This is a genomic window from Haloferax sp. Atlit-12N (assembly GCF_003383095.1).
Taxonomy (GTDB): domain Archaea; phylum Halobacteriota; class Halobacteria; order Halobacteriales; family Haloferacaceae; genus Haloferax.
The window spans coordinates 26,712-51,695 of the sequence record NZ_PSYW01000005.1 but is presented as its reverse complement, the minus strand read 5'-3'; the positions used below and the strand labels follow the sequence as shown (position 1 = coordinate 51,695).

18 protein-coding genes and 1 tRNA gene are annotated in these 24,984 nt (G+C 66.8%); 9 read left to right on the top strand and 10 right to left on the bottom strand.

What is annotated here, in order from left to right; genetic code table 11:
• Positions 1–71: 71 nt before the first annotated feature.
• Positions 72–145 (bottom strand) — tRNA-Lys (locus tag C5B90_RS17975).
• Positions 146–277: 132 nt separating this feature from the next.
• Between C5B90_RS17975 and C5B90_RS17970 the strand changes: the two genes are divergently transcribed.
• Positions 278–1,735 (top strand): DHH family phosphoesterase, encoded by a 1,458-nt coding sequence (locus tag C5B90_RS17970; RefSeq protein WP_042664775.1) that lies wholly within the window; start codon positions 278–280, stop codon positions 1,733–1,735.
• A gap of 4 nt (positions 1,736–1,739) precedes the next feature.
• Here C5B90_RS17970 and C5B90_RS17965 read toward each other — a convergent pair whose 3' ends face one another.
• The 5 genes from C5B90_RS17965 to C5B90_RS17945 all read right to left on the bottom strand — a co-directional run bounded on the left by C5B90_RS17965 (position 1,740) and on the right by C5B90_RS17945 (position 7,580).
• Positions 1,740–2,033, bottom strand: coding sequence for a PRC-barrel domain-containing protein (locus C5B90_RS17965; RefSeq protein WP_007274456.1), 294 nt, complete (start codon positions 2,031–2,033; stop codon positions 1,740–1,742).
• Between the two features lie 171 nt (positions 2,034–2,204).
• Positions 2,205–4,406 carry an LUD domain-containing protein gene (locus tag C5B90_RS17960; protein WP_115883331.1) on the bottom strand — a complete coding sequence of 734 codons (2,202 nt, stop codon included), beginning with the start codon at positions 4,404–4,406 and terminating at the stop codon, positions 2,205–2,207.
• Positions 4,399–4,902, bottom strand: coding sequence for an LUD domain-containing protein (locus C5B90_RS17955; RefSeq protein WP_115883330.1), 504 nt, complete (start codon positions 4,900–4,902; stop codon positions 4,399–4,401). Before C5B90_RS17955 ends, C5B90_RS17960 begins: the two co-directional genes overlap by 8 nt.
• 78 nt (positions 4,903–4,980) lie before the next feature.
• Positions 4,981–6,816, bottom strand: coding sequence for an Nramp family divalent metal transporter (locus C5B90_RS17950; RefSeq protein ID WP_115883495.1), 1,836 nt, complete (start codon positions 6,814–6,816; stop codon positions 4,981–4,983).
• A 122-nt stretch (positions 6,817–6,938) separates the two neighbouring features.
• On the bottom strand, positions 6,939–7,580 hold the full coding sequence (locus tag C5B90_RS17945) for an HTH domain-containing protein (RefSeq protein ID WP_115883329.1): 642 nt from the start codon (positions 7,578–7,580) through the stop codon (positions 6,939–6,941).
• 372 nt (positions 7,581–7,952) lie between these two features.
• Between C5B90_RS17945 and C5B90_RS17940 the strand changes: the two genes are divergently transcribed.
• The 3 genes from C5B90_RS17940 to C5B90_RS17930 all read left to right on the top strand — a co-directional run bounded on the left by C5B90_RS17940 (position 7,953) and on the right by C5B90_RS17930 (position 13,927).
• Entirely contained in the window at positions 7,953–9,665 is a 1,713-nt protein-coding gene (locus C5B90_RS17940; protein ID WP_115883328.1) for an L-lactate permease, read from the top strand.
• A 225-nt stretch (positions 9,666–9,890) separates the two neighbouring features.
• Positions 9,891–12,971, top strand: coding sequence for an FAD-binding and (Fe-S)-binding domain-containing protein (locus C5B90_RS17935; protein ID WP_115883327.1), 3,081 nt, complete (start codon positions 9,891–9,893; stop codon positions 12,969–12,971).
• Between the two features lie 167 nt (positions 12,972–13,138).
• Positions 13,139–13,927 carry a CBS domain-containing protein gene (locus tag C5B90_RS17930; RefSeq protein WP_115883326.1) on the top strand — a complete coding sequence of 263 codons (789 nt, stop codon included), beginning with the start codon at positions 13,139–13,141 and terminating at the stop codon, positions 13,925–13,927.
• Between the two features lie 45 nt (positions 13,928–13,972).
• On the opposite strand, the gene C5B90_RS17925 is transcribed toward C5B90_RS17930, so the two are convergent.
• The 4 genes from C5B90_RS17925 to C5B90_RS17910 all read right to left on the bottom strand — a co-directional run bounded on the left by C5B90_RS17925 (position 13,973) and on the right by C5B90_RS17910 (position 17,166).
• Positions 13,973–15,097 (bottom strand): pyridoxal phosphate-dependent aminotransferase, encoded by a 1,125-nt coding sequence (locus tag C5B90_RS17925; protein WP_115883325.1) that lies wholly within the window; start codon positions 15,095–15,097, stop codon positions 13,973–13,975.
• Between the two features lie 70 nt (positions 15,098–15,167).
• Positions 15,168–15,956 (bottom strand): winged helix-turn-helix domain-containing protein, encoded by a 789-nt coding sequence (locus tag C5B90_RS17920; RefSeq protein WP_115883324.1) that lies wholly within the window; start codon positions 15,954–15,956, stop codon positions 15,168–15,170.
• A 234-nt stretch (positions 15,957–16,190) separates the two neighbouring features.
• A complete protein-coding gene (locus C5B90_RS17915; protein ID WP_115883323.1) occupies positions 16,191–16,712 on the bottom strand; it encodes a DUF123 domain-containing protein in 522 nt (173 codons plus the stop codon).
• A 22-nt stretch (positions 16,713–16,734) separates the two neighbouring features.
• Complete coding sequence (locus C5B90_RS17910) at positions 16,735–17,166, bottom strand: DCC1-like thiol-disulfide oxidoreductase family protein (RefSeq protein ID WP_115883322.1); 432 nt, start codon at positions 17,164–17,166, stop codon at positions 16,735–16,737.
• Positions 17,167–17,272: 106 nt separating this feature from the next.
• Between C5B90_RS17910 and C5B90_RS17905 the strand changes: the two genes are divergently transcribed.
• The 5 genes from C5B90_RS17905 to C5B90_RS17885 all read left to right on the top strand — a co-directional run bounded on the left by C5B90_RS17905 (position 17,273) and on the right by C5B90_RS17885 (position 24,983).
• A complete protein-coding gene (locus C5B90_RS17905) occupies positions 17,273–19,624 on the top strand; it encodes a DEAD/DEAH box helicase (RefSeq protein ID WP_115883321.1) in 2,352 nt (783 codons plus the stop codon).
• A 126-nt stretch (positions 19,625–19,750) separates the two neighbouring features.
• Complete coding sequence (locus C5B90_RS17900; RefSeq protein ID WP_115883320.1) at positions 19,751–20,908, top strand: alpha-1 4-glucan-protein synthase; 1,158 nt, start codon at positions 19,751–19,753, stop codon at positions 20,906–20,908.
• A 141-nt stretch (positions 20,909–21,049) separates the two neighbouring features.
• Positions 21,050–22,213 (top strand): iron ABC transporter substrate-binding protein, encoded by a 1,164-nt coding sequence (locus tag C5B90_RS17895; protein ID WP_115883319.1) that lies wholly within the window; start codon positions 21,050–21,052, stop codon positions 22,211–22,213.
• A gap of 12 nt (positions 22,214–22,225) precedes the next feature.
• Positions 22,226–23,821 carry an iron ABC transporter permease gene (locus tag C5B90_RS17890; protein WP_115883318.1) on the top strand — a complete coding sequence of 532 codons (1,596 nt, stop codon included), beginning with the start codon at positions 22,226–22,228 and terminating at the stop codon, positions 23,819–23,821.
• Complete coding sequence (locus tag C5B90_RS17885) at positions 23,811–24,983, top strand: ABC transporter ATP-binding protein (protein WP_115883317.1); 1,173 nt, start codon at positions 23,811–23,813, stop codon at positions 24,981–24,983. The genes C5B90_RS17890 and C5B90_RS17885 overlap by 11 nt, the downstream gene beginning before the upstream one ends.
• Position 24,984: the final 1 nt, after the last annotated feature.

The window sequence follows — 24,984 nt, the reverse complement described above, 5'->3', positions numbered from 1 at the left end:
TAATGGCTATACTGCGTAGATTTGGATGCATCAGCCGCTCTCTGGAGACTGTGATTCCATCGGGAAGGAAGTGGGCCGGACGCGATTTGAACACGCGACCGTCTGATTAAGAGTCAGACGCTCTGCCTAACTGAGCTACCGGCCCTTGCAATCTCTCGTAACTGCCGGTAGGTAAAATGACTTTCCTTTCTGTACGACGACGGCAGGGACGCACACGCACGAAACAACGAACAAACGGTGGGTGTTAAGTGGCGGCCGACCGGAGTAGCGGGCAACGATGAGTGCAGGGGTCAGCATTTCCTCGATGTCTACGTACGCGATACTCGGCTGCGGGAGCGTCGGGCACGCGGTCGCCGAGGAACTGACAGACGAGGGAAAAGACGTCCTCATCCTCGACAAGGACGAAAGCCGCGTCGAAGCCCTGCGCGACCAGGACTTGAACGCGCAGACGACGGACATCACCGACCCGGAACTCGCCGACGCCGTCACCGGCCGCGACGTGATTCTCATCCTCTCGTCGGACGTCGAGGCCAACAAGGCCGCCGTCTCGACCATCCGCGACCGCGGCGAAGATCAGTTCATCGTCGTCCGCGCCTCGGACCCCGTCTCCGAGGACGAACTGACGAAACTGGGGGCCGACGTGGTCATCAACCCCTCCGAGGTCATCGCCGACTCCGCGCTTCGGAGCGTCGAGTCCGGCGAACTCGAATACAAGGCCCGCCAACTGGCCGACCTCCTGCGCGACACTGACCACGGGATGGCCATCCTCACCCACGACAACCCCGACCCCGACTCGCTCGCGTCGGCGGTCGCCCTCCAAGCCATCGCCCGCGAGTACGACGTCGAAGCCGACATCCTCTACTCGGGCGACATGGGCCACCAGGAGAACCGGGCGTTCGTGAACATCCTCGGCATCGAGCTCACCCCGCGGAGCGACTCGAAACCGCTCGAAGAGTACGGCGCGGTCGCGCTCGTCGACCACATGAAGTCGGGAATGCCCGACCTCGGCGACGCCGACATCACGGTGTTCATCGACCACTTCGAGCCCGACGAGGGTATCGATGCCCGCTTTACCGACGTGCGGCCGAACGTCTCTTCGACCTCGACGATTCTCACGAAGTACATCCAAGAGTTCGACCTCAGCCCATCACAGGCGGTGGCAACGGCGCTTCTCTACGGCATCCGCGCCGAGACGCTCGACTTCAAGCGCGACACGACGCCCGCGGACCTGACGGCCGCGGCGTATCTCTACCCCTTCGCCGACCACGACACGCTCGAAAAGGTCGAGTCGCCATCGATGTCGCCGGAGACGCTGGACGTGCTCGCCGAGGCCATCCAGAACCGCGACGTGCAGGGCTCGCACCTCGTCTCGAACGCGGGGTTCATCCGCGACCGCGACGCGCTGACGCAGGCGGCCCAGCACCTCCTCAATCTGGAGGGAATCACCACGACGGCCGTCTTCGGCATCGCCGACGACACCATCTACCTCGCGGCGCGGTCGAAGGACATCCGCATGAACATCGGGAAGATTCTGAGCGACGCCTTCACGGGCATCGGCGAGGCCGGCGGCCACTCCACGCAGGGGTCCGTCGAGATTCCGCTCGGAATCTTCACGGGCATCGAATCCAACGATGACAACCGCGACACGCTCCTCCAACTCACCGAAGAAGCGGTAAAGCGCAAGCTCTTCCGTGCGATGGGCGTTGAGGGCGGCGAGAGCGGAAACGGAAGCTAAAACGTCAGACGACGAGCGACTCTTCGTCTTCTTCGGGATTCTTCAGGCGCTCGATGACGTCGTTGATGAGAATGACGTCACCGACGGCGCGGACCCACCGATACGGGATGAGAACGCCCTTCCCGGGTTCGATTTGATTGCGGAACAGTTCGTCGTTCAGCGCCGTCAACGCGAGACCGGTGACCGTCTCGTGGTCCAGGTCGAGGCGGACGTCTTCGACTTCGCCGACGAACACACCGTTGTTCGAGTAGACCTCCCGGCCTACGAGCGTCGTAATCTCTTCGGGCGTCCCGTCCATATCCGCCAACATGGGATGCCGGGTCTTAATTGTTCGTAGCCCGCGACTCGGGCCGCAGACACGCGGCAGACGGGCGTCCGACGCCGGCGGGAAATCGCCGGAGGGTGTCGTGATGTTCCGTTGAAAGAAAGCGTTCGAGCCGTCGGCCGCGACGGCTCGTTCTCGAGGGCGTTACCGCCGCGGCGCGACCAGTTGAATCGGATGTTGCGTCGGCCGGCTGAGCAGCGAATCGAGCTGTTCCAGACAGGAGGTCCCGCTGGCGACGACGGTGCGGTCCCTGTTCTCGTCGGTCTGGAACTGCCCCTGTAGCTCGGAGCCGACGTCGACGCTGAGTTCGTAATACTCCGACTTGTAGCCGAACGAGCCGGCCATGCCGCAGCACTCCACGTCGGAGGTGGCGACGTCGTAGCCGAGGTCCGACAGGACCGCCTCGGTGTGGCCTTCGAGGCCGAGGGTGCGCTGTTGGCAGTGGCTGTGGTAGGCGACGCCCTCGCCCTCGCTCGTCGAGAGCGCGTCGGCGTCCGCACCGTGTTCGAGCAGGCCGAAGACGTACTCCATGACCTCGTAGCTGGCCTCGGAGATGCGCTCGAAGGACTTCTCGGGCAGGAACTTCTCGTACTCGGTTCGGAACATCGCGAGGTCAGACGGCTCGATGACGACGATGTCGCGGCCGTCGTCGATGTGCTCCGCGAGGCCGGCGTACACGTCGTGAGCGTGGTCCTCCGCGGTCGCAATCATGCCCTGCGAGAGCGGGGCGCGGCCCGACGAGCGAACGTCGGGGACGATTACGTCGACGCCGAGGGCTTCGAGGGTTCGGACCGCGGCCTTCCCGCGTTCGACCTGCACGTGGTTCGTGTACACGTCGGGGTAGAGCACGGCGGTCCGCACCGGGTCGTCGACCCGCGAGGTGCGGCTCTCGAACCAGTCTTTCAGCGTCTCGCGCTGGAAGGCGGGGAGTTCGCGGCGGGCGTCGATACCGAGGAACCGCTCCATGAGGTCGCGGGAGACGCCGAGACCGGCGGCCCAGTTGGAGACGGGCGCGAAGAAGCTCCCGACCTTCGCGGCCGTCTCGAAGTTGCCGAAGAAGCGCTTCTGGAGGCTGACGCCGCCGGGTTCCTCGTCGGGGGTGAGTCCCTCGACGAGCCAGTCGAGTTCGGACACCTCGCCGCGGTTGACTCGGTCGCGGACGACCGTGTTTATCCACGGGATGTCGATTTCGACCGGGCAGGCGGTGGTACACCGGCTACAGCCGGTACAGAGGTCGTTGAACTCCGCGGCGCTGTCGAGGCCCTCGACGCCGGCCTCCCAGCCGGTTCCGATGCCGCCGGAGTAGGTCTCGCCGCCGAAGGCGTGGCCACCGACGTGCTGGAAGTTGGCGCAGACGTTGGAACACGCCGAACACCGGATGCAGTAGAGCGTCTCACGCAGTTGGTCGTCCTCGCGCATGTCGAACCGCCCGTTGTCGATGAGGACGAGGTGGAAGTCGCGGTCCGTCTCGGTCGCCGAAAGCGGCGTGTCGGGGGCGTCGAAATCGACGGTCGGCGACTCGACCGGCGGGGTCAGAAGCGAGATGTAGGAGGTGATGTCCTGTCCCGTCCCCGACTTGCCGATGAGTTCGACGAAGGGTCGGAGGTCCTCGACGGTCGGAATGATCTTCTCGACGCCGGCGACCGCGACGTGCGTGTCGGGCACGACGGCCGTCTTCCGGGCGTTGCCCTCGGAGGTGACGAGCGCCATCGTCCCGGTGTCGGCGGTGATGAAGTTCGCGCCGGTCATCCCCACGTCCGCGCCCTCGATGAGTTCGCCGAGCTGTTCGCGGGCGAACATCGTGAGTTCCTCCGCGGTTTCGAGGGGCTCGTCGGGGTCGAACGTCTCGTTGAACAGGTCAGCGATGGCCTCCCGCGACTTGTGGATGGCGGGTGCGACGATGTGCGACGGCGACTCGTCTGCGACCTGCAGGACCCACTCGCCGAGGTCGGTCTCGACCACGTCGATGTCGGCGGCTTCGAGGTCCTCGTTGACCTCTATCTCCTCGGAGGTCATCGACTTCGACTTGACGACGCGCTCTGCTTCCTTGTCCTCGCAGACCTCGCGGATGTACTGGTTCGCGTCGGCCGCGTCGTCGGCGATGTAGAGCGTGCCGCCGTTGGATTCGACCGTCTCGCGCAACTGGTCGATGAGTTCGGGGAGGCGCTCGATGGCGTCTTCCTTGATGGCTCGCGCCTCCGACTTCAGCCCCTCGTAGTCGTCGAGCGTCTGGACCGACTGGTAGCGCCCCTCGTTGAATCCGCGGGTGCTCGTGCCGACGGCGTCGCCCTCGGTCTCCATCAGTTGTCGAATCTTCGCCGCCTTGGCCTCGCGCGCCTTACTCATCGAGAATCACCACGTGGACTTCCTTCGGGCCGTGCGCACCTTTCACCAGCGCGCCCATGTCGGCGGTGGCGCTGGGACCGGTGGCGATGATGGCCGAGGAGTGCCCCGTGCGGAACTCCTCGCCCAGCCAGTCGAACGCCTCCGGCATGCCGGGGACGATGTCCGACCGTCGGAGAACGGCGACGTGGAGGTCGCCGAACAGACTCACCGGTTCGATGCCGTCGGGCGTGCCCTGCACGACGACGCTCCCGTAGTCCGCGATGCCCAGTCCAGCCGCCGTGACACCGACGTTCGCCTCGCGGAGGTCCGTGGGGGTCGGGTCCGTGTTCACCCAGTCGGGGAGGTCGACGCCGTCGTACGGAAGTTCCACGCCGATAGTCGGGTCCGAACAGAGTCCTTCGAGCACGTCCGCCAGCCCATCGGAAGACGCGTGTGTCCAGCCTACTTCGAGTCGTTCGAGAGAGTCCTCGAACGTCGCAACCGTGCCGGTTGACATACGTTGAGCTAGCGCGTTCTACATAATCGTTCTTCGGGTTCGAGCACCACGCTGTCGGTTAATTATGAAGGATAGGAGTCAGGAGAACCGACCGGTCGCCTCGTCGGCGTCGGCGACAGTTCCGGCCGCGTCGCGCTTGCCGGCGGCGGACTTGGTCACCGCGTACGTTTGCACGACGAAGTAGCCCGCCCAGAGGAGGTAGCCCCCAGTGCCGCTCCCGAGGACCGTCGGGACTGTCCGGAACGTCGTGAGACCGAGTTCGGTCAGCCACGTCCCGACGAGGAGGACGCTGAAGTAGCCGTAGAAGCCCGTCGCCCACCACATGCCGACGACCCGAGCCCAGCCGGGTTGGACGTGTTCGGGGAGCCGAGTCGTGTTCATCACGAGCACGAGCGCGGTGTAGGGCCACATCATCACGCCGGACATCGCGGCCCCGACGACGAGGAAGAAAAACGGCTCTTGGCCCTCGAACGGCGACGAAAAAAGCAAGATGATGACGACGCCCCAGACGCAGAAGGCGGTGAGGAGCCGCCAGAACAGCTTCGGGAGGTCCCAGCCGGCCTCCCGGCCGTAGGACTCGTAGAGGGCGTCGGCGCTGTTGCGGACGAACGACTCGACGATGGCGTACTCGGTGGTAAAGAGCGCGACGAAGAGAACGGCGAAGACGAGAAAGGAGCCAACCGGGCCGAGCAGCGGGACGACGTCGCCGAGCCACATCTGGATGGCGTTGGCGGTGGACCCGGACGCGTAGCGGATGGCCACGCTCATCAGCGCGGGGGCGACGAGGAGCAAACCGAACACGAACGTCAGGAGGTGTTCGAGTTGGACGACGCGCCACCAGCCGCGCCAGCGGCGGAGGTTCGTCAGCGTCGGGCGGAACGCGAACCCGTCGCGCTCGATGGGTTCGGGGTCGTCGCCGCGAAGCGGATTCTTCACACGCCCCTGATAGTTGCCCATGCCGTAGCCCTTCTCGCGCATCCAGAGGCTCTGCGAGAGGTTCAGATAGCCCCCCGCGCCGGCGAAGGCGAGGCCGCCGAGGAAGACCGCGATGTCGAGCCCCTCGGGGAGCGTTCCGACCGACCCCGCGGCCGCCGGGAGGTCGGCGAACTCGACCCACGAACCGGTCACGGCGACGAGCAGTAGGGCCGCGCCGATGGCGACGAACAGGAGGCCGATTTGGAACACCTCGACGGCGTTGTACATGACCGACGACACCTGATACGAGAGCCAGATGACGCCCATGAGGGCGGCGGCAACGAGTTTCCACGTCGCGAGCGACGCGCCGAAGAGCGCGACAGACCCGTCCAGTCCGAGCGCCGTCGTGGCGACCTGCGCCGCGCCGGCGGCCCACCCCGGCCAGCCGAGGCTGATGAGCCCACCGACGAGGAACGCCCACGGCCAGTACGAACCCACGCGTGCGAACGCGCGGAAGATGCTCTCGCCGGTGGCGAGCGTCCAGCGCTGAAGCTCCGTGTTGATGAGGAACTGCGTGAAGACGCCGACGACGAACGCCCAGAAGACCCCCCAACCGTACTGCGCGGTCAACACGGGCCAAAAGAGCGTCTCGCCGCTCCCGAGCGACGCCCCGAGCATGATGGCCGAGGGACCGACGACGTGGCCGACGCGAGGGACCCGCGGGAGGTCGGCGAGGCGGAACGACCCACCGTCGCCCGAATCGGGGTAGTCGTCCGAGTCGTCCGACTCCTCCAACTCCTCGTAGCGAAGCGGGAGATACCAGGTGCCGCGGTACTGTTTTCCCTCGACTTCGGAGGCGTAGACGTCGTCGCCGCCGGCGACGCTGGGTTCTGTCGAGGGCGCGGACTCCGAGGGTTCCGCGTTGGAGTCGTCCGAGTCGTCGAGCGCGTCCGAGCGCGCGGACGCATCCGGGTCTGAACCGGGGCGACCGTCGCTCACGAGCGGCCACACTCCGAGACGGAACTCTCAGACGACGAATCGCTTGACATCGATGCGTTTGCCGGAATTGTGGCCCGATAGTGTATAAATTCGTAGGGTGAGAGCCACGTTCGAAAACCGGACTACCCGCCGAGGAAGTGCCAGATATGACCGCGCTCTTCCGGCGGGTCGACCCCGGGCAGTTGCTTGAGCGCCGGCTGAATCGCGTTCCACCAGCCTTCAGCGGACTCGAATCCGGCGGGGTAGTCGTAGTACACGTCCCGTAGGAAGTCCGCCTTCTTCGCCTCCGGATGGTCGGTCAGGTACTGGTACGCCGCCGACAGCGCCTCGCGGCGGGCGTCGAGCATCGGGCCGCTTCCCGGCAGGTCGGCGCGCTCGATGGCCGACGAGACGGCCGGCGGGTGGTCGAGGTCATCCGGGTCGTCGGCCTCGTTCGGGACCTCGGTTTCGGAGGCTGCTGGCGAGTCTGCCGAACCCGCGGCTCGCCCCGCAGTCGAGTCCCCGCGGGCGGGCATCGGAATCCAGAACACCCGGCTCCGAGCGCCGACTTTCCGGGTGGCGAGGTCGCCGCGTTCTTCGAGTTCGTTCAGCTTGTTGTGCGCGGTGCGCCGCGAGCAGTCGAGCGCCTCCATCACGTCGGTGGCGGTGAGGGGCCGAGCGGCGTCGTCGCGCTCCTCGAACACGTCCAAGACGGCGTCCAGCGAGATGCGTCCCACGTACTGTCCGTGCTCATTTCGAGAGCGCGCGCGAGACTCATCTTCCATGATACGTCCTTTTCACACGACTGCATAAGCCTTTGCACACGAGTGTACCTCCAATTCAGTCGTGTGTTGCGGCCGAGAAACACGTGTGAATAGGTCGATTCGAGAGTCGAGTTCCCGAATTCGGCTCCGAGCGCAAACAGACAGGATAGACCGTGAAGAATAAGAAATCGGCGTTTAACTCCGTATTTGGCACGGCATCTACGAGTGTACTGGATTGTGTACTCCGGGTAAGCCGGCCCCAATAGATCTGTCAGGAATAGCGACGAACGATAGATATATATCACAAAAGTTGTGTAGCGGATTCCACGATGCACCGCATCAGGCACGAATCTGGAACGGCACAGGCTGGAACGAACTGTGGGGGTGTGCAGCATGGTTAGCGCGACCGACGCGCTCATCGCGCTGCTCCCGCTCATCACCATCGCCTATCTGATGGTCGGGCGGTACTGGCCCGCGACGCGGGCGATGCCCGTCGCGTGGCTCGTCGCAATCGGGGCCGGCGTCCTCGGCTGGGGCATGACGCCGCAGTGGATTATCGCGTCCACCATCAACGGCTTCATCACCGCTTCGAATATCCTGTACATCGTCTTCGGGGCTATCCTGCTCCTGTACACGCTCAAGCAGACGGGCGCGTTCGACGCCATCAACAACGGCTTCGCCTCCATCAGCGAGGACCGCCGCGTGCAGGTCGTCCTGCTCGTGTTCCTCATGGGCTCGTTCATCGAGGCGGCCGCCGGCTTCGGCACGCCCGCGGCAATCGTTGGCCCGCTCCTCGTCGGCCTCGGCTTCCCGCCGCTCGCGGCCGTCGTGGTCGCGCTGACGGGGAACCTCATGGCCATCACCTTCGGCGCGGTCGGCACGCCGCTCATCATCGGGATGATAGACATCTTCGACGACGTGCCGGTCATCACGAACGCGCTCGACGCGCAGGGCATGGGCGTCGAACAGTGGGTGTCCGAAATCGCCGTCTTCGCGGCGATGAACCACGTCGCCGTCGGCGTCGTGCTCCCCTTCATCGGCGTCGCCATGATGACGCGCTTCTTCGGCGAGGAGCGCTCCATCAAGCCGGCGCTCGAAGTGCTTCCCCTCACGCTGTTCGCGTGGGCGTCCTTTTCCGTGCCGTACTTCCTGACGGCCTACTTCCTCGGACCGGTGTTCCCCGGTCTGGTCGGCGCGATGGTCGGACTGCTGCTCACCGTCTCCGCGCTCAAGGCCGGCTTCTTCCACCCCGACGAGGAGTGGGACTTCGCGCCGCAGACCGAGTGGCCCGACCACTGGGTCGGCGACATCCAGCCCGGCGAGACGAGCAAACGCGGCGGCGCGGTCGCCGCTGACGGGGGCGTCGCCCAGCAGATGTCGCTCTGGAAGGCGTGGACGCCGTACGTCCTCGTCGCGGCCCTGCTCGTCGTCACCCGCGTGTTCGACCCGCTGACGCGTTTCCTCACGTCGAACCTCGTCTTCGAGTACGCCGACATCTGGGGTACGGGGCTGACGGGCGACTTCCAGTTGCTCTACCTGCCCGGCGCGGTGTTCCTCGTGGTCCACCTCGTCACCATCGGCCTCCACGACATGGATGCGAAACAGGTCAAAGCCACGTGGGCGGAGACCGCCGAGAAAGTCATGCCGGCGGTCATCGCGCTGCTGTTCGCCGTCGCAACCGTCCAGATAATGCTCCAGTCGGGTAACGCGACGGGCACTGACAGCATGCTCATCGTCCTCTCGGAGGGGATGGCCGGCATCGCGGGCGGTGCCTACCCGTTCTTCGCCGCCTTCGTGGGCGCGTTCGGCGCGTTCCTCGCGGGGTCGAACACCGTCTCCGACATCCTGTTCGGCACCTTCCAGTACGGCGTCGCCGACCAGATCGGCACGTCGAAGACCGTCATGCTGGGCGCGCAGGCGGTCGGCGGGGCCATCGGCAACCTCATCGCCGTCCACAACGTCGTCGCCGCGCTCGCGGTCGTCGGCCTCGTCGGCGAGGAGGGCCGCGTCATCCGCCTCGAACTTATCCCGCTTCTGTACTACGGGACCGCGACCGGCGTCCTCACGCTCCTGTTCAGCTACGTCCTGTTCCCGGGCGTGTTCTAACCGGTCGGCGCTCCCGACTCGGAGCGACCTGACTCGTCCCGAGTTGCGTCGTCCCGGCCCGGAGTGGCTCAGACTGACTCAGACTGACCCAAACTGACTCGGACCGACCCGACTCGGTTCGGGTCGCGAATCGACTCACAAACCAACCGCGCGCGACCCGGAGCGACGCCCGTCACCGGGTGTCTTTATCCGTTCACGCAAACCGACATACGACAGAGCTAATCAATGGCATCCAACACGCACGAACCGGCCACCGACCCCGCGCTCGCTGGCGATTACGACTACGTCAGCGACGACGTCGAGCGGCCGGGGCTGGTCGAAGACCTCGAGTCCCTCGTCGAGGGCGACGTGCGATTCGACACCTACACGAGAACGCTGTACGCGACCGACGCGTCGGCGTACGAGCAAGTCCCCATCGGCGTCGTCATGCCGACTTCGACCGCCGACGTGGCGGCGGTGATGGAGTACTGCGCCGACCGCGAGATTCCCGTCCTCCCCCGCGGCGGCGGCACGAGCCTCGCCGGCCAGACCGTCAACGAGGCCGTCGTCCTCGACCTCGTCCGCCACATGGGCGGCGTCGAGGAAATCGACCCCGAGGCGCGGACGGTCACGGCCGAAGCGGGCGTCCGTCTCGGTGAACTCAACGAGGAACTCGCCCCCCACGGCCTGAAGTTCGCGCCCGACCCGGCGTGGGGTGACCGCTCCGCGCTGGGCGGCGCAATCGGCAACAACTCCACCGGCTCGCACTCGCTGAAGTACGGCAAGACCGACTACTACATCGAGGAGTTGGAACTCGTTCTCGCGGACGGCACGGTGACGACGTTCGGCGAGGTGAGCGTCGACGAACTCCGCGAGTCCGGCGACCCCGACGGCGACCTCGAAGCCCGAATCTACGCGGAAGTCGCGCGGATACTCGACGAGGAGGCCGACGAGGTCTCCGAGCGCTTCCCCGACCTGAAGCGCAACGTCTCGGGCTACAACCTCGACATGCTCGTCGACGAGATGCGCGGCGAGCGCCGCACGCCGGACGATACCGGCATCGACGAGGACTGGGAGGCCGGCCGCGTCAACCTCGGTCGGCTCATCGCCGGGAGCGAGGGCACCCTCGGCATCGTGACGAAGGCGACCGTCTCGCTGGAGGAGATTCCGAACACCGCGTCGGTGGCGCTTCTCACCTACGACGACGTCATCGACGCGATGCACGACGTCGCGCCCATCCTCGAACACGAACCCGCGGCCGTCGAGGTCATGGACGACGTGCTGCTCGACCTCGCGCGCGACACCGCCGAGTTCGCCGACGTGGTCGGGATGCTCCCCGAAGGCACGGACTCGACGCTCCTCGTGGAGTTCTACGCCGACTCCGACGAGGACGGCAAACAGAAGGTGGCGAACCTCATCGAAGACCGCGTCATCGACCCCGACGGGACCGAGTTCGACCCCGACGAGGGCTCGGCCTCGGTGACCGAAACGGAGCGCCGCGCGACCGACTTCATGGAGGCCCACGACGCCGACACCCGCGCGAAGTTCTGGAAGATGCGCAAGTCGGGACTCCCGATTCTCCTCGGTCGGACGACCGACGAAAAGCACATCGCGTACATCGAGGACACCGCCATCCCGGCCGAGAACCTCCCGGCGTACGTCTCGGACTTCCAGGACATCCTCGACGAACACGACACCTTCGCCTCGTACTACGCCCACGCGGGGCCGGGCGTCCTACACATCCGTCCGCTGGTCAACACGAAAACGGCCGAGGGCGTCGAGACGTTCGAGGCCATCGCCGACGAGGTGACGGACTTGGTCGTCAAGTACGGCGGCTCCGTCTCCGGCGAACACGGCGACGGCCGCGCGCGGACCCAGTGGAACCGCAAACTGTACGGCGACCACCTCTGGAACGTCTTCCGCGACCTCAAGACCGCGTTCGACCCCGACTGGCTCCTGAATCCGGGGAACATCTGCGGCGACTACGACATGACCGAGAACCTCCGATTCTCGCCCGACTACGAGTTCGACGCCGGCTTCGAACCGGCGCTGAACTGGGACAACGACAACGGGTTCGAGGGCATGGTCGAACTCTGCCACGGCTGTGCCGGCTGTCGCGGCCAGCAGTCCACGGTCGGCGGCGTGATGTGCCCGACGTTCCGCGCCGCCGAAGAGGAGATTCAGGCGACTCGCGGCCGCGCCAACATGCTCCGACAGGCCATGAGCGGCGGGCTCCCGGAAGACGAGATGTTCACCGACGAGTTCGTCGACGAGGTGCTGGACCTCTGTGTCGGCTGTAAGGGCTGTTCGAAGGACTGCCCGAGCGAGGTCGACATGGCGAAGATGAAAGCCGAAGTCGTCCACGAGTACCACCAGCGCAACGGCTCCAGCCTCCGCGACAAGCTGTTTGCCAACATCGATTCGCTGTCCAAACTCGGGTCGGCGTTCGCCCCCCTCGCCAACGCGGCGACCAAGGTGCCGGGCGCGCGGACGGTCATGGAGAAGACCGTCGGCATCGCAAAGGAGCGCTCGCTCCCGAAATTCCACTCGACGAGTTTCGTGGAGTGGTTCGAAAGTCGAGGGTCGGCCGACATCCCGGAGGCGCAGGCCGACCGTAAGGTGCTGTTGTTCCCCGACACGTACACGAACTACAACCATCCCGAAGTCGGGAAGGCCGCCGTGAAGGCGCTGGAGGCCGCGAACGTCCACGTCCGAATTCCCGAGGGCGTCGCCGGCTCCGGCCGGCCGCCGCACTCGAAGGGCTTTCTCGACAAGGCCCGCGACGACGCCGAGCAGAACGTCGAGGTGCTCGCGCCCTACGTCGAGGAGGGCTGGGACATCGTCCTCTGTGAGCCCTCGGACGCGGTGATGTTCCAGTCTGACTACCTCGACCTGCTCTCCGGCGACGACGTGGAAACCGTCGCGGCCAACGCCTACGGCGTCATGGAGTACGTCGATTCGTTCCGGCTGGACGAGTCGCTGTCGTTCCTCCCGCAGGACGAGTCCCTGACGTACCACGGCCACTGCCACCAGAAGTCCACGAAGAAGGACCACCACGCGGTGGGCGTCCTCCGCCGCGCCGGCTTCGAGGTGGACCCGCTGGACTCGACGTGTTGCGGGATGTCCGGGTCGTTCGGCTACGAGGCCGAACACTACTCCATGTCGAAGGCAATCGGGAACATCCTCGAAGGCCAAGTGGCCGAGAGCCCCGGCGACGTGGTCGTCGCCCCCGGCGCGTCCTGTCGGACGCAACTCGAAGACATGGACGGCGCGACCGACGACCCGCCGCACCCTGTCGAAGTGTTCGCCCGCGCGATCGACGCGTAAGCGACGCCACGGCGGCGCGGCGGCGCTCCGACGGCGCGGTATCGCGGGCCCAACTCGAGCGCGCCGCCGGCCGCCGTCTCGCCTCGTTTTTCGTCGCAGATACGTTTAGGGCGCTCCGCGGCCAACCGCGGGACGACCGAGATGCGAGTGAACCACCAATGACACCGATGGAACTCGACGACGTGCGTGTCGACGCGTACATGACGACCGACGTGGAGACCGTCGGCCCCGACGCGTGGGTCACCGACGTGGTCGACCGACTCAAGGCGGGGCCGCAGTACGGCGGCCTCCCGGTCGTCGACGACGAGGACCACCTCCTCGGGTTCGTCGGCGCGATAGACCTCTTGGAGGTCAACGGCGACGTGCGGGTCGAGTCGGTGATGAGCCGCGACCTCGTGGTCGTCCGCCCGGAGATGACGGTGAAGAACGCCGCGCGCGTCATCTTCCGCACCGGCCACCAGTTCCTCCCCGTCGTCGACGACGACCGGGTGCTGCTCGGCCTCTTTTCGAACGGCGACGCGGTCCGGAGCCAAATCGAGCGGACGACGCCCTCGAAGGTCCAGAGCACCCGCGAGATGCTCGAACGGACCCACGACGCGTCAATCAGCGTCGCCGAGCGCGAAGTCGCGGTCGACTCGCTGATTCCGACCCAACGGGAGGTGTACGGCGACGAGCTCGAAGGCCGGAAGTACGAACTCCAGAACGGCCTCGCGGAGCCGCTCATCGTCGTCTCTCACGGTCCCGAGACGCTCCTCGTCGACGGCCACCACCGGGCGATGGCCGCGGAACGGCTCGACATCGACCGGATGCTCGCGCACGTCCTCACAGTCTCGCCGGAGGAAGTCGGCAAGTTGGGCCTGCGCAGGATGGCCCGACTCGGTGGCCTCCAATCGCTCGCAGACGTGGAGGTCAACGACTACCTCCAGCACCCGCTCATCGAGAAGACCGAGCAGTAGGGCGGAAGCGACGCCGGAAGGTGCGAGTCGGAGCGGCGGGCCGTGTTATTCGGCGAGGTCGTCGAGCGCGTCGCCGAAGGCGGCGAGTCCGGCTTCCATCGCCTCGGGGTCGCCGCCGAGGGAGATGCGGAACGACTCCGGCGAGTCGAAGAAGCGACCGGGGACGACGAGGACGCCGCGGTCCCACGCGGCGTCCGCGACCGCGTCGCCGTCGGCCGAAGCGTGGTCGAGGAAGGCGAACGTTCCGCCGGCGTGGATACGGCCGTCGAGTTCGTCGCGTTCGGCGACGAACGTGGCGAGGAGGTCGTGGTTCGCCGAGAGGTGCTCGCGGGCGGCGGCCTCTATCTCGTCGCCGTGGTGGAGCGCGCGCCGGGCGAGTTTGGTGCTCGGCTCAGCGACTGCGGGCAGGTACATCGACGCCGAGCGGGCGCGCTCGACGACTTCTTCGGGGCCGATAATCCAGCCGACACGGAGGCCGCCGAGACCGTAGAACTTCGTCAGCGACCCAGTGACGACGGTGTTGTCGAGCCCGGAGGCGGTGATACCGCCGAAGGGGCCGTCGGCCGCGGGGTCGACGAAGGGCGCGTACACCTCGTCGACGAGGAGGTAGCCGCCGGCGTCGGCCGCGGCCGCTGCGACCTCGGCGAGTTCGGCGCGCGGCGTGAGTTTGCCCGACGGGTTGTGTCGGTTGGTGACGATGGCGTAGGCGAAGGCGTCGGTCGAGGCCCCGTCGAGGCGGTGCGGTTCGAGTTCGTAGTCGTACTCCGGCGGGCGGACGAAGCGGTCGACGCGCGCGCCGAGCGCCTCCGACGTGGCCACGAGCGGCTGATAGCCGGGCTTTTCGACGAGTACCTGCGGGCACGGGGCGTCAGGGTCGTCGCCGTCTTCGTCGTCGGTCGCGAGGTCGAGCAGGGCGCAGGCGGCGAGGAAGTTCGCGTTCGTTGCGCCCGCGGTGACGAGGACCGACGACTCGGAGACGCCGTAGCGCGCTGCGAGCTGCCCGGCGAGCGTCACGTCTTCGGGGTCCGAGCGCTCCGCGAGAACTGGCGGGACGAGGTCGTCGCCGCGCCGGGACGAGCCGAGGTCACTCGTCGCGAGGTCGTGGGTGGCCTCTGCCGCCCGGTCGACAATCCACTCTAGATAGGGGATTCCGGGAAACGTCGTCGTCATTGGGACTCCTTCGCGGTCGCTCCCGTAAGTCGTTGGGGTCGCGCGGACATCGGCCGCGGGCGCGGGGTCGTCAGCTCCCGTCGACCGGCGGTCGGGGGAGCGGCGAGGCGTCCGCCTGACAGTCCTCGATGCGCTCTCTGGCCCACGACACCGCTGACAGTGACTCGTTGTAGACGATACCCGCGAGACCGCTTTCGGAGTACGCGACCAGAAACGCGACGGGACCGTCCGGGCGGTCGGAGACGACGAGACTGTAGGGTAGCGATTCGACCGACCGGAGCGAAAACGAGTTGACCGACCACGCCTCGGCGAGCTGCGGCCGGTAGGCGGTGACGAGCCGTTGGATCACGTCGTCGGTGGCGACGAGGTCGACCGGAGTGCCGTCTTCGACGACTGCCCGGTAGTAGGCGTCGACCTGCGAGGGAAGTGCCCCGCGGACGAAGCCGCGTATCGACGTCGAGCCCTCGACGAAGGACGTGAGCTTCGAGAGCGCGGGGCCGAGGCCGTCATCGGCGGCGACGACCTCACAACCGTCGAGGAAGACCGGCGCGAGCGGCGCGTCCGAGTCGAGCGAGTCGAGCACCGCGGCGGCCGCGTCGATGTCCTCCAGACACTCGACGAAGTTCGAGTACGTGTCGAGCGCTATTCGCCCGGCGAGCGTCGGGCGGTTGACGCGGTCGCTCGTCTCGACGAAGCCCGCGCGCTCTAACTCGCGGAGGCCGCGGTCGACGGTCGAGCGCGACACCGGGAGCCCGCTCACGAGTTCCGCGGTGGTCCGAGGCTGGCGAACGACGGCCTCGAGCACGTCGGCCCGCGACGCGAGCACGTCGAACACCTCGTCAACCTCGGACCGAACCATGTCGAACTACATGAGCGTCGTACTACTTAAAGAACAGGAGAATCGGGCACAAGTATATAAATAAACGGCGTATTTATATACATCAAGTCACAGTGTGACTGAGTGATGCGATGGGTGAACTAAAGCGTGTAGCAGCAGTATGAGAGTGTGCCGGGGTGCCTCTGACAACCGGCTTTTCGTCCGAACCGGGGTGCCCGGTCCGGTTCGGGCGTCAGAGGGGGGAGACATCCCCCTTCACATTTTGCTTCGAAATGCTGCTTCGACGAGCGGTGTGGCCGTCTCGACCGAGTCACCGCGCGCGAGGTGCGCGTCGCACGAACAGTCCGACGAGCCGAAGCCATCGACGGCGGTCGCGCCGAGCGACGACGCCAGTTCGGCCGCGACCGCGCACTCCACGTCGCGGTCGGTAACGCAGGCGACGCGCGCGAGTTCGACGGCCGGATGGCCGCCGAGGTAGTCGACGTGCCAATGGCGAGCGTCGTGGTCGCCGGCCGCGACGCGCCGGTGGCGGAGGACGCGTCGCAGTCCACCCGTTCCGAACGCGCTCCCGACGTAGACGTAGGCACCGGCGGAAACGCGGTGCTCACCCAACGCACCGACGTCGATGGTCGCCGCGGGCGCGTCGAAGACCAGCGCGTACGTTCCGACGGGCGACCGAGAACCGAGGGCCAGCGGGTCGTCGTCGGTGCCGAGGACCGCGGGGTCGAGCGAGTGGACTGTCGGATTCTCGTCGGTCGGGTTCCTCGGATCGCTCATCGAGTGACGAACGTCGCCCCGACTACGAAAGTTCGGCGGGTCTCGATTCGGCGTTGTCGAGGAGGTCCGAAAACAGACCGGCTGCGTCGGCGTCGAGGTCGTAGACGCTGTGGACGTCGTCGGGGTCGCGGCCGCGGCCGCTGGCGGTGCCGACGACTTTCGCGATTCTGTCGTAGTTGTCCCGGACGAGACTGCCGAGGAGGCCGGGCATCCCGGCCCGGTCGGTGAGTTCCTTCGCGGCGGCGCGGCCGGCGTAGACGCGGCTCTCCCGTCGGTCGACGAGGACCATGGCGAACGGCACGTCCGCGAACTGGGCGTCGAGGAACGCCTGCGCCGCGTCGTCGTACCACGAAATCGCTTCCACGTCGTCGAGGCGCTTCAGCGCCGACGCGGCGACCGAGCAGTAGGCGCACTCGCCGTCGTAGATGAGGACGGCATCCGCGGATTCGTTCATAGGCTTCCGTCGGGACGCGAAGAACAAAAACGGCGTGGCTACTGTGACTCGTGCTACCACGACAGACCTGCGACAGCGTTAGGGCGGCCACGTCCGCAGTAGGCGTGTGGACGACCTCATCGAGTGGCTCCGGACCAGACCGTACTACGAGGGGCAGATTCGGTCCCACCGCCGGTTCGAAGCGCGCGAGCCCGCCTTCGCCGAGATGGACCTCGAACCGCGACTGGCGTCGGCCCTCGAAGACCGCGGCATCGACCGGCTCTACCGGCATCAGGCCGAGGCGGTCGAGGCGGTCCGCGACGGGAACAACGTCGTCTTGGCGACGCGGACCGCGAGCGGAAAGAGCCTCGCGTACACCGTGCCGGCGTTCGAGCGGGCGATGGACCACGGCGGCCGGACGCTCTATCTCGGCCCGCAGAACGCGCTCGTCGCCGACCAACTCGACACGCTGTCGGACCTCGCGCACGGCCTCGGCTTCGGCAGTCGCGTCTCGGTCGACCAGTACACCGGCCGGCTGTCGAAGTCGGAGAAACGCGAGGTCAGAAAGCGGATGCCGACGGTCCTCCTTTCGAATCCCGACATGGTTCACTACGCGCTGCTCCCGCACGCTCACCGGCTGTGGGAGTGGTTCTTCTCCTCGCTGGAGACGGTCGTCATCGACGAGGTCCACGGCTATCGCGGGGTGTTCGGGAGCCATGTCGCGCTGCTCCTCCGTCGGCTCAAGCGCGTCTGCGAGCGGTTCGGCTCCGACCCGCAGTTCGTCTGCTGTTCGGCCACCATCGGCAACCCCGTCGAGCACGCCGCTCGCATCACGGGCGAGCGGGAGGACACCTTCGCGCTCGTCGACGAGGACACGAGCGGGGCGGGCGAGACCAACTGGCTCCTCTGGAACCCGCCGGAGTACGACAATCCCGACGCCGGCGGCTCGGGGCGGCGGCGCTCGGGCCACGTCGAGACGAAGAACCTCTTTGTCGACCTCGTCGCGCGCGGTCACCAGACACTGGCGTTCACCCGCGCTCGACAGGCCGCCGAGCGGTACGCCTCCGAGAGCGCGAGCGACCTCAGAAGCCGCGGCGAACAGGCGCTCGCGGGGGAAATCGCGGCGTATCAGGCCTCCCTGACTCACGACCGGCGGCGGGAGATAGAAGCCGGCCTCCACGACGGCGACATCGCGGGCGTCTGGAGCACCAACGCGCTCGAACTCGGCGTCGACGTGGGCGGCCTCGACGTGGTGCTCATCGACGGCTACCCCGGCACGCGGATGTCCGCGTGGCAACAGGCCGGGCGGGCAGGCCGCGGCGACAGGCCCGCGCTCGTCGTCCTCGTCGGCGGCGAGGACCAACTCGACCAGTACCTGATGAACCACCCCGCGGAGTTCTTCGACGGGGACCCCGAACGGGCCGTCTCCGACCCCGAAAACGACCACTTGCTCCCCTCGCACGTCGCCTGCGCGGCCGCGGAAAACTGGCTCTCGACCGGAGACGAGTCGCACTTCGGCGGGTCGTTCCCCGGTGTCGTCTCCGACCTCGAAGCCGACGGGACACTGGCGCGCCGGGAGACGGACGACGGCCTCCGGTGGACCCACGACGGGGGAGAGAGCCCGCAGCACGCGATGAGCCTCCGGACCATCACCGACCGCGAGGTGCAACTGATGGACACGCGGAACAACGAGACTATCGCCACGCTGGCGTTCGACGACGCGCTTCGGGATGCCCACCCCGGCGCAGTCTACCACCATCAGGGCCAGACGTACGAGGTCGCCGAGTTGGATTTAGACCGCGACGTGGCCCGACTCCAGCCGACGTGGGCGGACTACTACACCCGCGTCCTCCACGACAAGCACATCACGGTCGAGCGGGACATCCTGTCGAAACCGCTGTCGGCGCGGTCCGACGTGGAGGTCCGGTTCGCGGAGGTGACGATGCGAAAGCAGATAACGGGCTTCGAGCGCCGCGACCCGAAGCGCGGGACGACCATCGGCCAGCAACTGCTCGACCTGCCGGAGACGAGTCTGCGGACGAAGGCGCTGTACTTCACCGTGCCCGGCGACGTGGAATCGGAGATGCGCGAGCTATCAAGCGACCGCCCGGAGGGCCGCGACTACGGCTTCAACGGCGGCATCCACGCCGCGGAACACGGGATGATTTCGCTGTTTCCGCTCCGACTGCTCTGTGACCGCGGCGACATCGGCGGGCTCTCGACGCCGTACCACGCTCACACCGACCAATCGACCATCTTCATCTACGACGGCCACCCCGGCGGAGTCGGCATCACGCGCGCCGGCTACGACATCGTGGAGGGGCTGATGCGGCAGACCGCCGACCTGATTTCGGACTGCGACTGCGAGGACAGCTGTCCTTCCTGCGTGCAGTCGCCACAGTGTGGCAACGCGAACGACCCGCTGGCGAAGGACACGGCAGTCCTGCTGTTGGAGTCGCTGACGGGAACGCGGGCCTGACGTGAGCGGTCGGGTGTGAATCGCCCGCCCTCGTCGACTCGACGAAAAATTATCACTAAATCACCATTTCAGGCCTGCTATTCCGAACCAACAGCTATTTTTGGGAAGCCTAAATTCATAGGAGCAATGAACGCGGACATCTGCGTGGTCGTCCCGACCATCCGGGAGTACGAGTGCATGCGGTCGTACTTCGACAACGCGCGCGAACACGGTTTCGACCTCGAACGACTCTTCGTCCTCCTCGTCACGGAGGACTTCTGCGACACCGAGGGAATGGAGTCGATGCTGGACGACGAGGGCGTCTCGGGCGCGGTCTTCGACGGGGCCGCCCGCGAAGAGTGGTACGACGAACACGACATCTCGGAGTACGCGCACCTCGTCCCGGCGGCGAGTCACGCCCAGACGAGTTTTGGCCTGCTGTACATGTGGGCGCACCCCGAGTTCGACTACGGCGTCTTCATCGACGACGACACGCTCCCCCACGACGAATGGGACTTCTTCGGCCGTCACATGGCGAACCTCGACCGCACCGACGAGGTGGAGTCGGTGTCGAGCGACGAGCGCTGGGTGAACGTCCTCTACCAGAACGCCGACGAACACGGGCTGTACCCCCGCGGCTACCCCTACTCGGCGATGGACGAGACGGTCGAGACCGGGTCGCGCGAACTCCGTGACGTGGTCGCCTCGCAGGGGCTGTGGACGAACGTCCCCGACCTCGACGCGGTCCGCATCCTGATGGACGGCGACCTCGAAGGGCAGGCCCAGACCCGGACCGACTTCGGCGACTTCGACGGCGACTTCGTGGCCGAACCGGGCCAGTACCTCACCGTCTGCTCGATGAACCTCGCGTTCGAGCGCGAGGTCATCCCGGCGTTCTACCAGCTACCGATGGACGACAACGAGTGGGAGGTCGGCCGCTTCGACGACATCTGGTCGGGCGTGTTCCTCAAGCGCGCCGCCGACGTGCTCAACAAGGACGTGCTCACCGGCTACCCGCTCTGCGAGCACAACAAGGCCGCCCGCCCGACGTTCGACGACCTCAACAACGAGGTTCCGGGGCTCGAACTCAACGAGCACCTCTGGGAGGTCGTGGACGCGGTCGGCGACGACGCCGACAGCTACGCCGGCGTCTTCGAGGCGATGGCCGACGCCCTCGCGGACGGCGACTGGTCCGACTACCGCAACGGCGACTTCTTCAACTACGTCGGCGAGCACATGCGCGACTGGCTGGACTGCCTCGACGCCCTCGCAGCGCCGCGGGCCGCCGCGCCCGCCGACGACTGACTGATTGCCCGACGGGTGACCAATCGGTCGGCCGACCGACGCGCGCCGGCGGACCGGCAATCGTCTCTTTGTCCCGCGGTTCGGGCGCTTCGCCCGACGAATCGGTAGGTATAAATGATTTAGGGAGACCTAAATCCATGTATGCAAGAACGCGACCGAGAGCTTCGCGGCCACAGTCGTCGCCGGTTCATCGCGACGACGGCGGCCCTCGGGGTCGGCGCGCTCGCCGGCTGTACCGGCGGCGACGAGGAAACGGAAACAACGACCGAATCGGACAGCAGCGAGGGCGTCGGACAGATCGGTTCCGGGCGCTCCCCGTTCGGCGACCGCGATATAACCGGCGGCGTGTCCGTCTCGGAGATGCCCGACCTCTCGGGTGAACTCACGCTCTACTCGGGCCGCGGCAAGGCGCTCGTCGGCGAACTCATCTCCTTCTTCGAGGAGTACTACGACGACTTCACCATCCGTCCGCGGTACAACTCGGCGACCGAACTGGTCAACCAGATTCAGACCGAGGGACAGAACAGTCCCGCCGACGTGTTCTTCTCGGTCAACGCCGGGTCGCTCGGTGCGCTGAAGGACGCGGGTCGCACGCAGGACCTCCCGAGCGAGGTGCTCGACCTCGTCCGCGACGAGTTCCACGACCCCGACGGGCAGTGGACCGGAACCTCCGGCCGCGCCCGGACCGTCCCGTTCAACACCGACCAGTTCGACGAGTCGGGGATTCCCGACGACATCATGGCCTTCCCGGACACGGAGGCGTTCCGCGACAACATCGGCTGGGCACCCACGTACTCCTCGTTCCAGGCGTTCATCACGGCGATGCGCGTCCTCGAGGGCGAAGAGGCGACCAGAGAATGGCTGCAGGGGATGCAGGACCTCGGCGTCACGGAGTACAACGACGAGTTCCTCGTCTCGCAGGCCGTCGCCGACGGCGAAATCGGCGCTGGCTTCGCCAACCACTACTACATCCAGCGCATCCTCGCCGGGCGGTCGAACGCGCCGCTTTCGACCGCGTTCACCGCGGGCGACGCCGGCTCGATTTTCAACGTCGCGGGCGCGCTCGTCCTCGACACCGCCGAGGACTCCGAACTGGCGAGCAACTTCGTTCGCCACCTGCTGTCGGCCGAAGCGCAGGACTACTTCGCGCGGACGACCTTCGAGTACCCGCTCGTCTCGGGCGTCGACCCCATCGGCGAGCTTCCGGGCATCGACGAACTCAGCCCGCCGGAGGGCCTCGACCTGACGCAGCTCTCGGACCTCGAAGGAACCGTGGAACTCTTGCGTGAGGTGGGCGTTCTCTGAGGTAGCTCACACATGGCGACCGAACAGCAGACGGGGACCGGTGGGGGGGACGACGAGCAACCGCTCGGCCTGACCGTCGCGAGCGGGGCCGTCGCCGCCGCCGTCGTCGTTCCGCTGCTGTGGCTCGCCAAGACCGCGCTCGAAGTCGGATTCGCCGAGGCATTAGCGCTCGTCACCCGACCGACGACCGTCGAGGTGTTTCTGAACAGCGCCGTTCTCGTCACGCTCGTCACCGCCGCGTGCATCGGACTCGGCGTCCCGCTGGCGTATCTGACCGTCCGGACAGACCTGCCGTTCAGGCGTTTTTGGACCGTCGTCGTCTCGCTCCCACTCGTTATTCCGAGCTACATCGGCGCGTTCGCCTTCGTCTCGGCGTTCGGCCCGCGGGGGGCGTTCCAGCGGCTGTTGGCCCCGCTCGGGGTCGAGTCGCTCCCGGAAATTTACGGGTTACCCGGTGCCGTTTTGGTGCTGACGCTCTACACGTACCCGTACGTGTTCATCACCACCCGGGCCGCGCTGAAGTCGATGGACACCACGCTCATCGACGCCGCGCGGACCCTGAACCACACCCGCTGGGAGTCGTTCAAGCGGGTAACGGTCCCGCAGATACGCCCCGCGGTCGCCGCCGGTTCGCTCCTGACGGCGCTGTACGTCCTCTCGGACTTCGGCACGCCGGCCATCATGAAGTTCGACGCGTTCACCCGCGTCATCTACGTGGAGTTCGGGACGTTCGGCCGCGACACCGCGACGCTCCTGTCGCTCCAACTCATCGCCGTGACGCTCCTCATCTTGACCCTCGAATCGAAGATTCGCGGCGACGAGCGCACGACGACCGGCGGGCGCTCGGGGAGTCCGATGCCGCTCGGGAAGTGGAAGTACCCGGCGCTCGGCTTCGCGGCGCTCGTCGCCACCGTCGCCCTTCTCGTCCCGCTCGGCATCCTCTTTACGTGGCTTGCACAGGGCGTCGCCGCGACGAGTCAGTCGCTCGCGTTCCAGCCCGAGTACGCGCTCAACTCGGTTCTCGTCGCGGCCGCGACGGCGGGCGCGGCGACGCTCGCCGGCCTGCCCGTCGCCTACCTCGCAGCACGGCACCCCTCGCGGCTGAGTTCCGTCTTCGAGCGTGCGACCTACGTCGGCTACGCGGTGCCGGGCGTCGTCCTCGGACTGGCACTCGTCTACTTCGGAAGCTCCTACGCGACGCCCATCTACCAGACGCTCTACCTCCTCGTATTCGCCTACATCATCCGCTTTCTCCCGCAGGCAATCGGGTCGCTCCGGGCGTCGTTCCTCCGGGTCGACCCCGCGCTCCCGGAGGCGGCGCGGACGCTCGGCGAGACCCCGTCGGGGGCGTTCCGTCACGTGACGCTCCCGCTCGTCGCGCCCGGCCTGTTCGGCGGCGCGGCGCTCGTCTTCCTGACCACGATGAAGGAACTGCCCGCGACGCTCCTGCTGCGCCCCTCGGGGTTCAGCACGCTCGTGACGCACATCTGGACGGCCTACGAGCAGGGCTACTTCGGCCAAGCCGTCGTGCCCGCGTTCATCCTGCTTTTCGTCTCCGGGCTCTCGATGCTCGTCATCATCACCCAAGAGGGATACGATGTCAAATAGCACACTCTCGACCACCGACCGCTCGAACCGCACGGAATCCACCGGCTCCGACGCCGACGACGAGGACGTCGGCGGCGTCCTCGAACTCGACGGCGTCTCGAAGTCCTACGGCACCGAGTCGGTCATCGCCGACCTCTCGCTCAGCGTCGAGGAAGGCGAAATCCTCACGCTCCTCGGCCCCTCGGGCTGTGGGAAGACGACGACGCTCCGGCTCATCGCCGGACTCGACCGCCCCGACGGCGGCGAGGTCCGACTGAACGGGAACGTCGTCTCCGGCGGGGACACCTTCCGCGCGCCCGAAGAGCGCGGCGTCGGCGTCGTCTTCCAGGAGTTCGCGCTGTTCCCGCACCTCACCGCGGCCGAGAACATCGCCTTCGGCCTGAAGGACCTCGACGAAGCCGAGCGCGACGAGCGCGTTCGCGACCTCCTCGATCTCGTCGGGCTGGAGACCCAAGGCGAGAGCTACCCCGACGAACTCTCCGGCGGCCAGCAACAGCGGGTCGCCCTCGCCCGGTCGCTCGCGCCCGAACCGGCCATCCTGCTCCTCGACGAGCCCTTCTCGAACCTCGACGTGGACCTCCGCGTCCAGATGCGCGAAGAGGTCCGCCGCATCCTCAAAGAGGCCGGCGTGACGGCCGTCTCCGTCACCCACGACCAGGAAGAAGCGATGTCCATCTCCGACCGCGTGGCCGTGATGAACGACGGCGACCTCGAACAGATTGGCGAGCCCGAACAGGTGTTCCAGCACCCCGAGTCCCGCTTCGTCGCTGGCTTCCTCGGCTACGCCGGGTTCCTGCCGGGACGCATCGCGGGCGAGGTGGTCGAGACCGAACTCGGGACGGTCGGCCGCGACCAGATTCACGGCCTCGCGCCCGAGTACGACGACACGGACATCGACATTCTCGTCCGCCCCGACGACGTGTCGGCGCACCCCTGCGGCGACGGCGGCGAGGGTCACGGCAAAGTCGTCGGGAAGCGCTATCTCGGTCCGACCATCCTCTACGAGGTCGAACTCCACGGCGGCGATAGTCTGCTGTGTATGCACAACCACGACGAGACCGTCCCGACCGACGGCTGCGTCGAGGTGACGCTCGACGCCGGCCACGAACTCGCGTGGTTCCCGCGCGAACAGCGCCCCGAAACCGGCCCCTACTCGGACTGAG

Bases quoted from the DNA above. Each gene is read 5' to 3' on its own strand.
- C5B90_RS17910 (WP_115883322.1), bottom strand. From the start codon at position 17,166: ATGAACGAATCCGCGGATGCCGTCCTCATCTACGACGGCGAGTGCGCC.
- C5B90_RS17940 (WP_115883328.1), top strand. From the start codon at position 7,953: ATGGTTAGCGCGACCGACGCGCTCATCGCGCTGCTCCCGCTCATCACC.
- C5B90_RS17885 (WP_115883317.1), top strand. From the start codon at position 23,811: ATGTCAAATAGCACACTCTCGACCACCGACCGCTCGAACCGCACGGAA.
- C5B90_RS17930 (WP_115883326.1), top strand. From the start codon at position 13,139: ATGGAACTCGACGACGTGCGTGTCGACGCGTACATGACGACCGACGTG.
- C5B90_RS17945 (WP_115883329.1), bottom strand. From the start codon at position 7,580: ATGGAAGATGAGTCTCGCGCGCGCTCTCGAAATGAGCACGGACAGTAC.
- C5B90_RS17915 (WP_115883323.1), bottom strand. From the start codon at position 16,712: ATGAGCGATCCGAGGAACCCGACCGACGAGAATCCGACAGTCCACTCG.
- C5B90_RS17935 (WP_115883327.1), top strand. From the start codon at position 9,891: ATGGCATCCAACACGCACGAACCGGCCACCGACCCCGCGCTCGCTGGC.
- C5B90_RS17900 (WP_115883320.1), top strand. From the start codon at position 19,751: ATGAACGCGGACATCTGCGTGGTCGTCCCGACCATCCGGGAGTACGAG.
- C5B90_RS17965 (WP_007274456.1), bottom strand. From the start codon at position 2,033: ATGGACGGGACGCCCGAAGAGATTACGACGCTCGTAGGCCGGGAGGTC.
- C5B90_RS17890 (WP_115883318.1), top strand. From the start codon at position 22,226: ATGGCGACCGAACAGCAGACGGGGACCGGTGGGGGGGACGACGAGCAA.
- C5B90_RS17895 (WP_115883319.1), top strand. From the start codon at position 21,050: ATGCAAGAACGCGACCGAGAGCTTCGCGGCCACAGTCGTCGCCGGTTC.
- C5B90_RS17970 (WP_042664775.1), top strand. From the start codon at position 278: ATGAGTGCAGGGGTCAGCATTTCCTCGATGTCTACGTACGCGATACTC.
- C5B90_RS17920 (WP_115883324.1), bottom strand. From the start codon at position 15,956: ATGGTTCGGTCCGAGGTTGACGAGGTGTTCGACGTGCTCGCGTCGCGG.
- C5B90_RS17960 (WP_115883331.1), bottom strand. From the start codon at position 4,406: ATGAGTAAGGCGCGCGAGGCCAAGGCGGCGAAGATTCGACAACTGATG.
- C5B90_RS17925 (WP_115883325.1), bottom strand. From the start codon at position 15,097: ATGACGACGACGTTTCCCGGAATCCCCTATCTAGAGTGGATTGTCGAC.
- C5B90_RS17955 (WP_115883330.1), bottom strand. From the start codon at position 4,902: ATGTCAACCGGCACGGTTGCGACGTTCGAGGACTCTCTCGAACGACTC.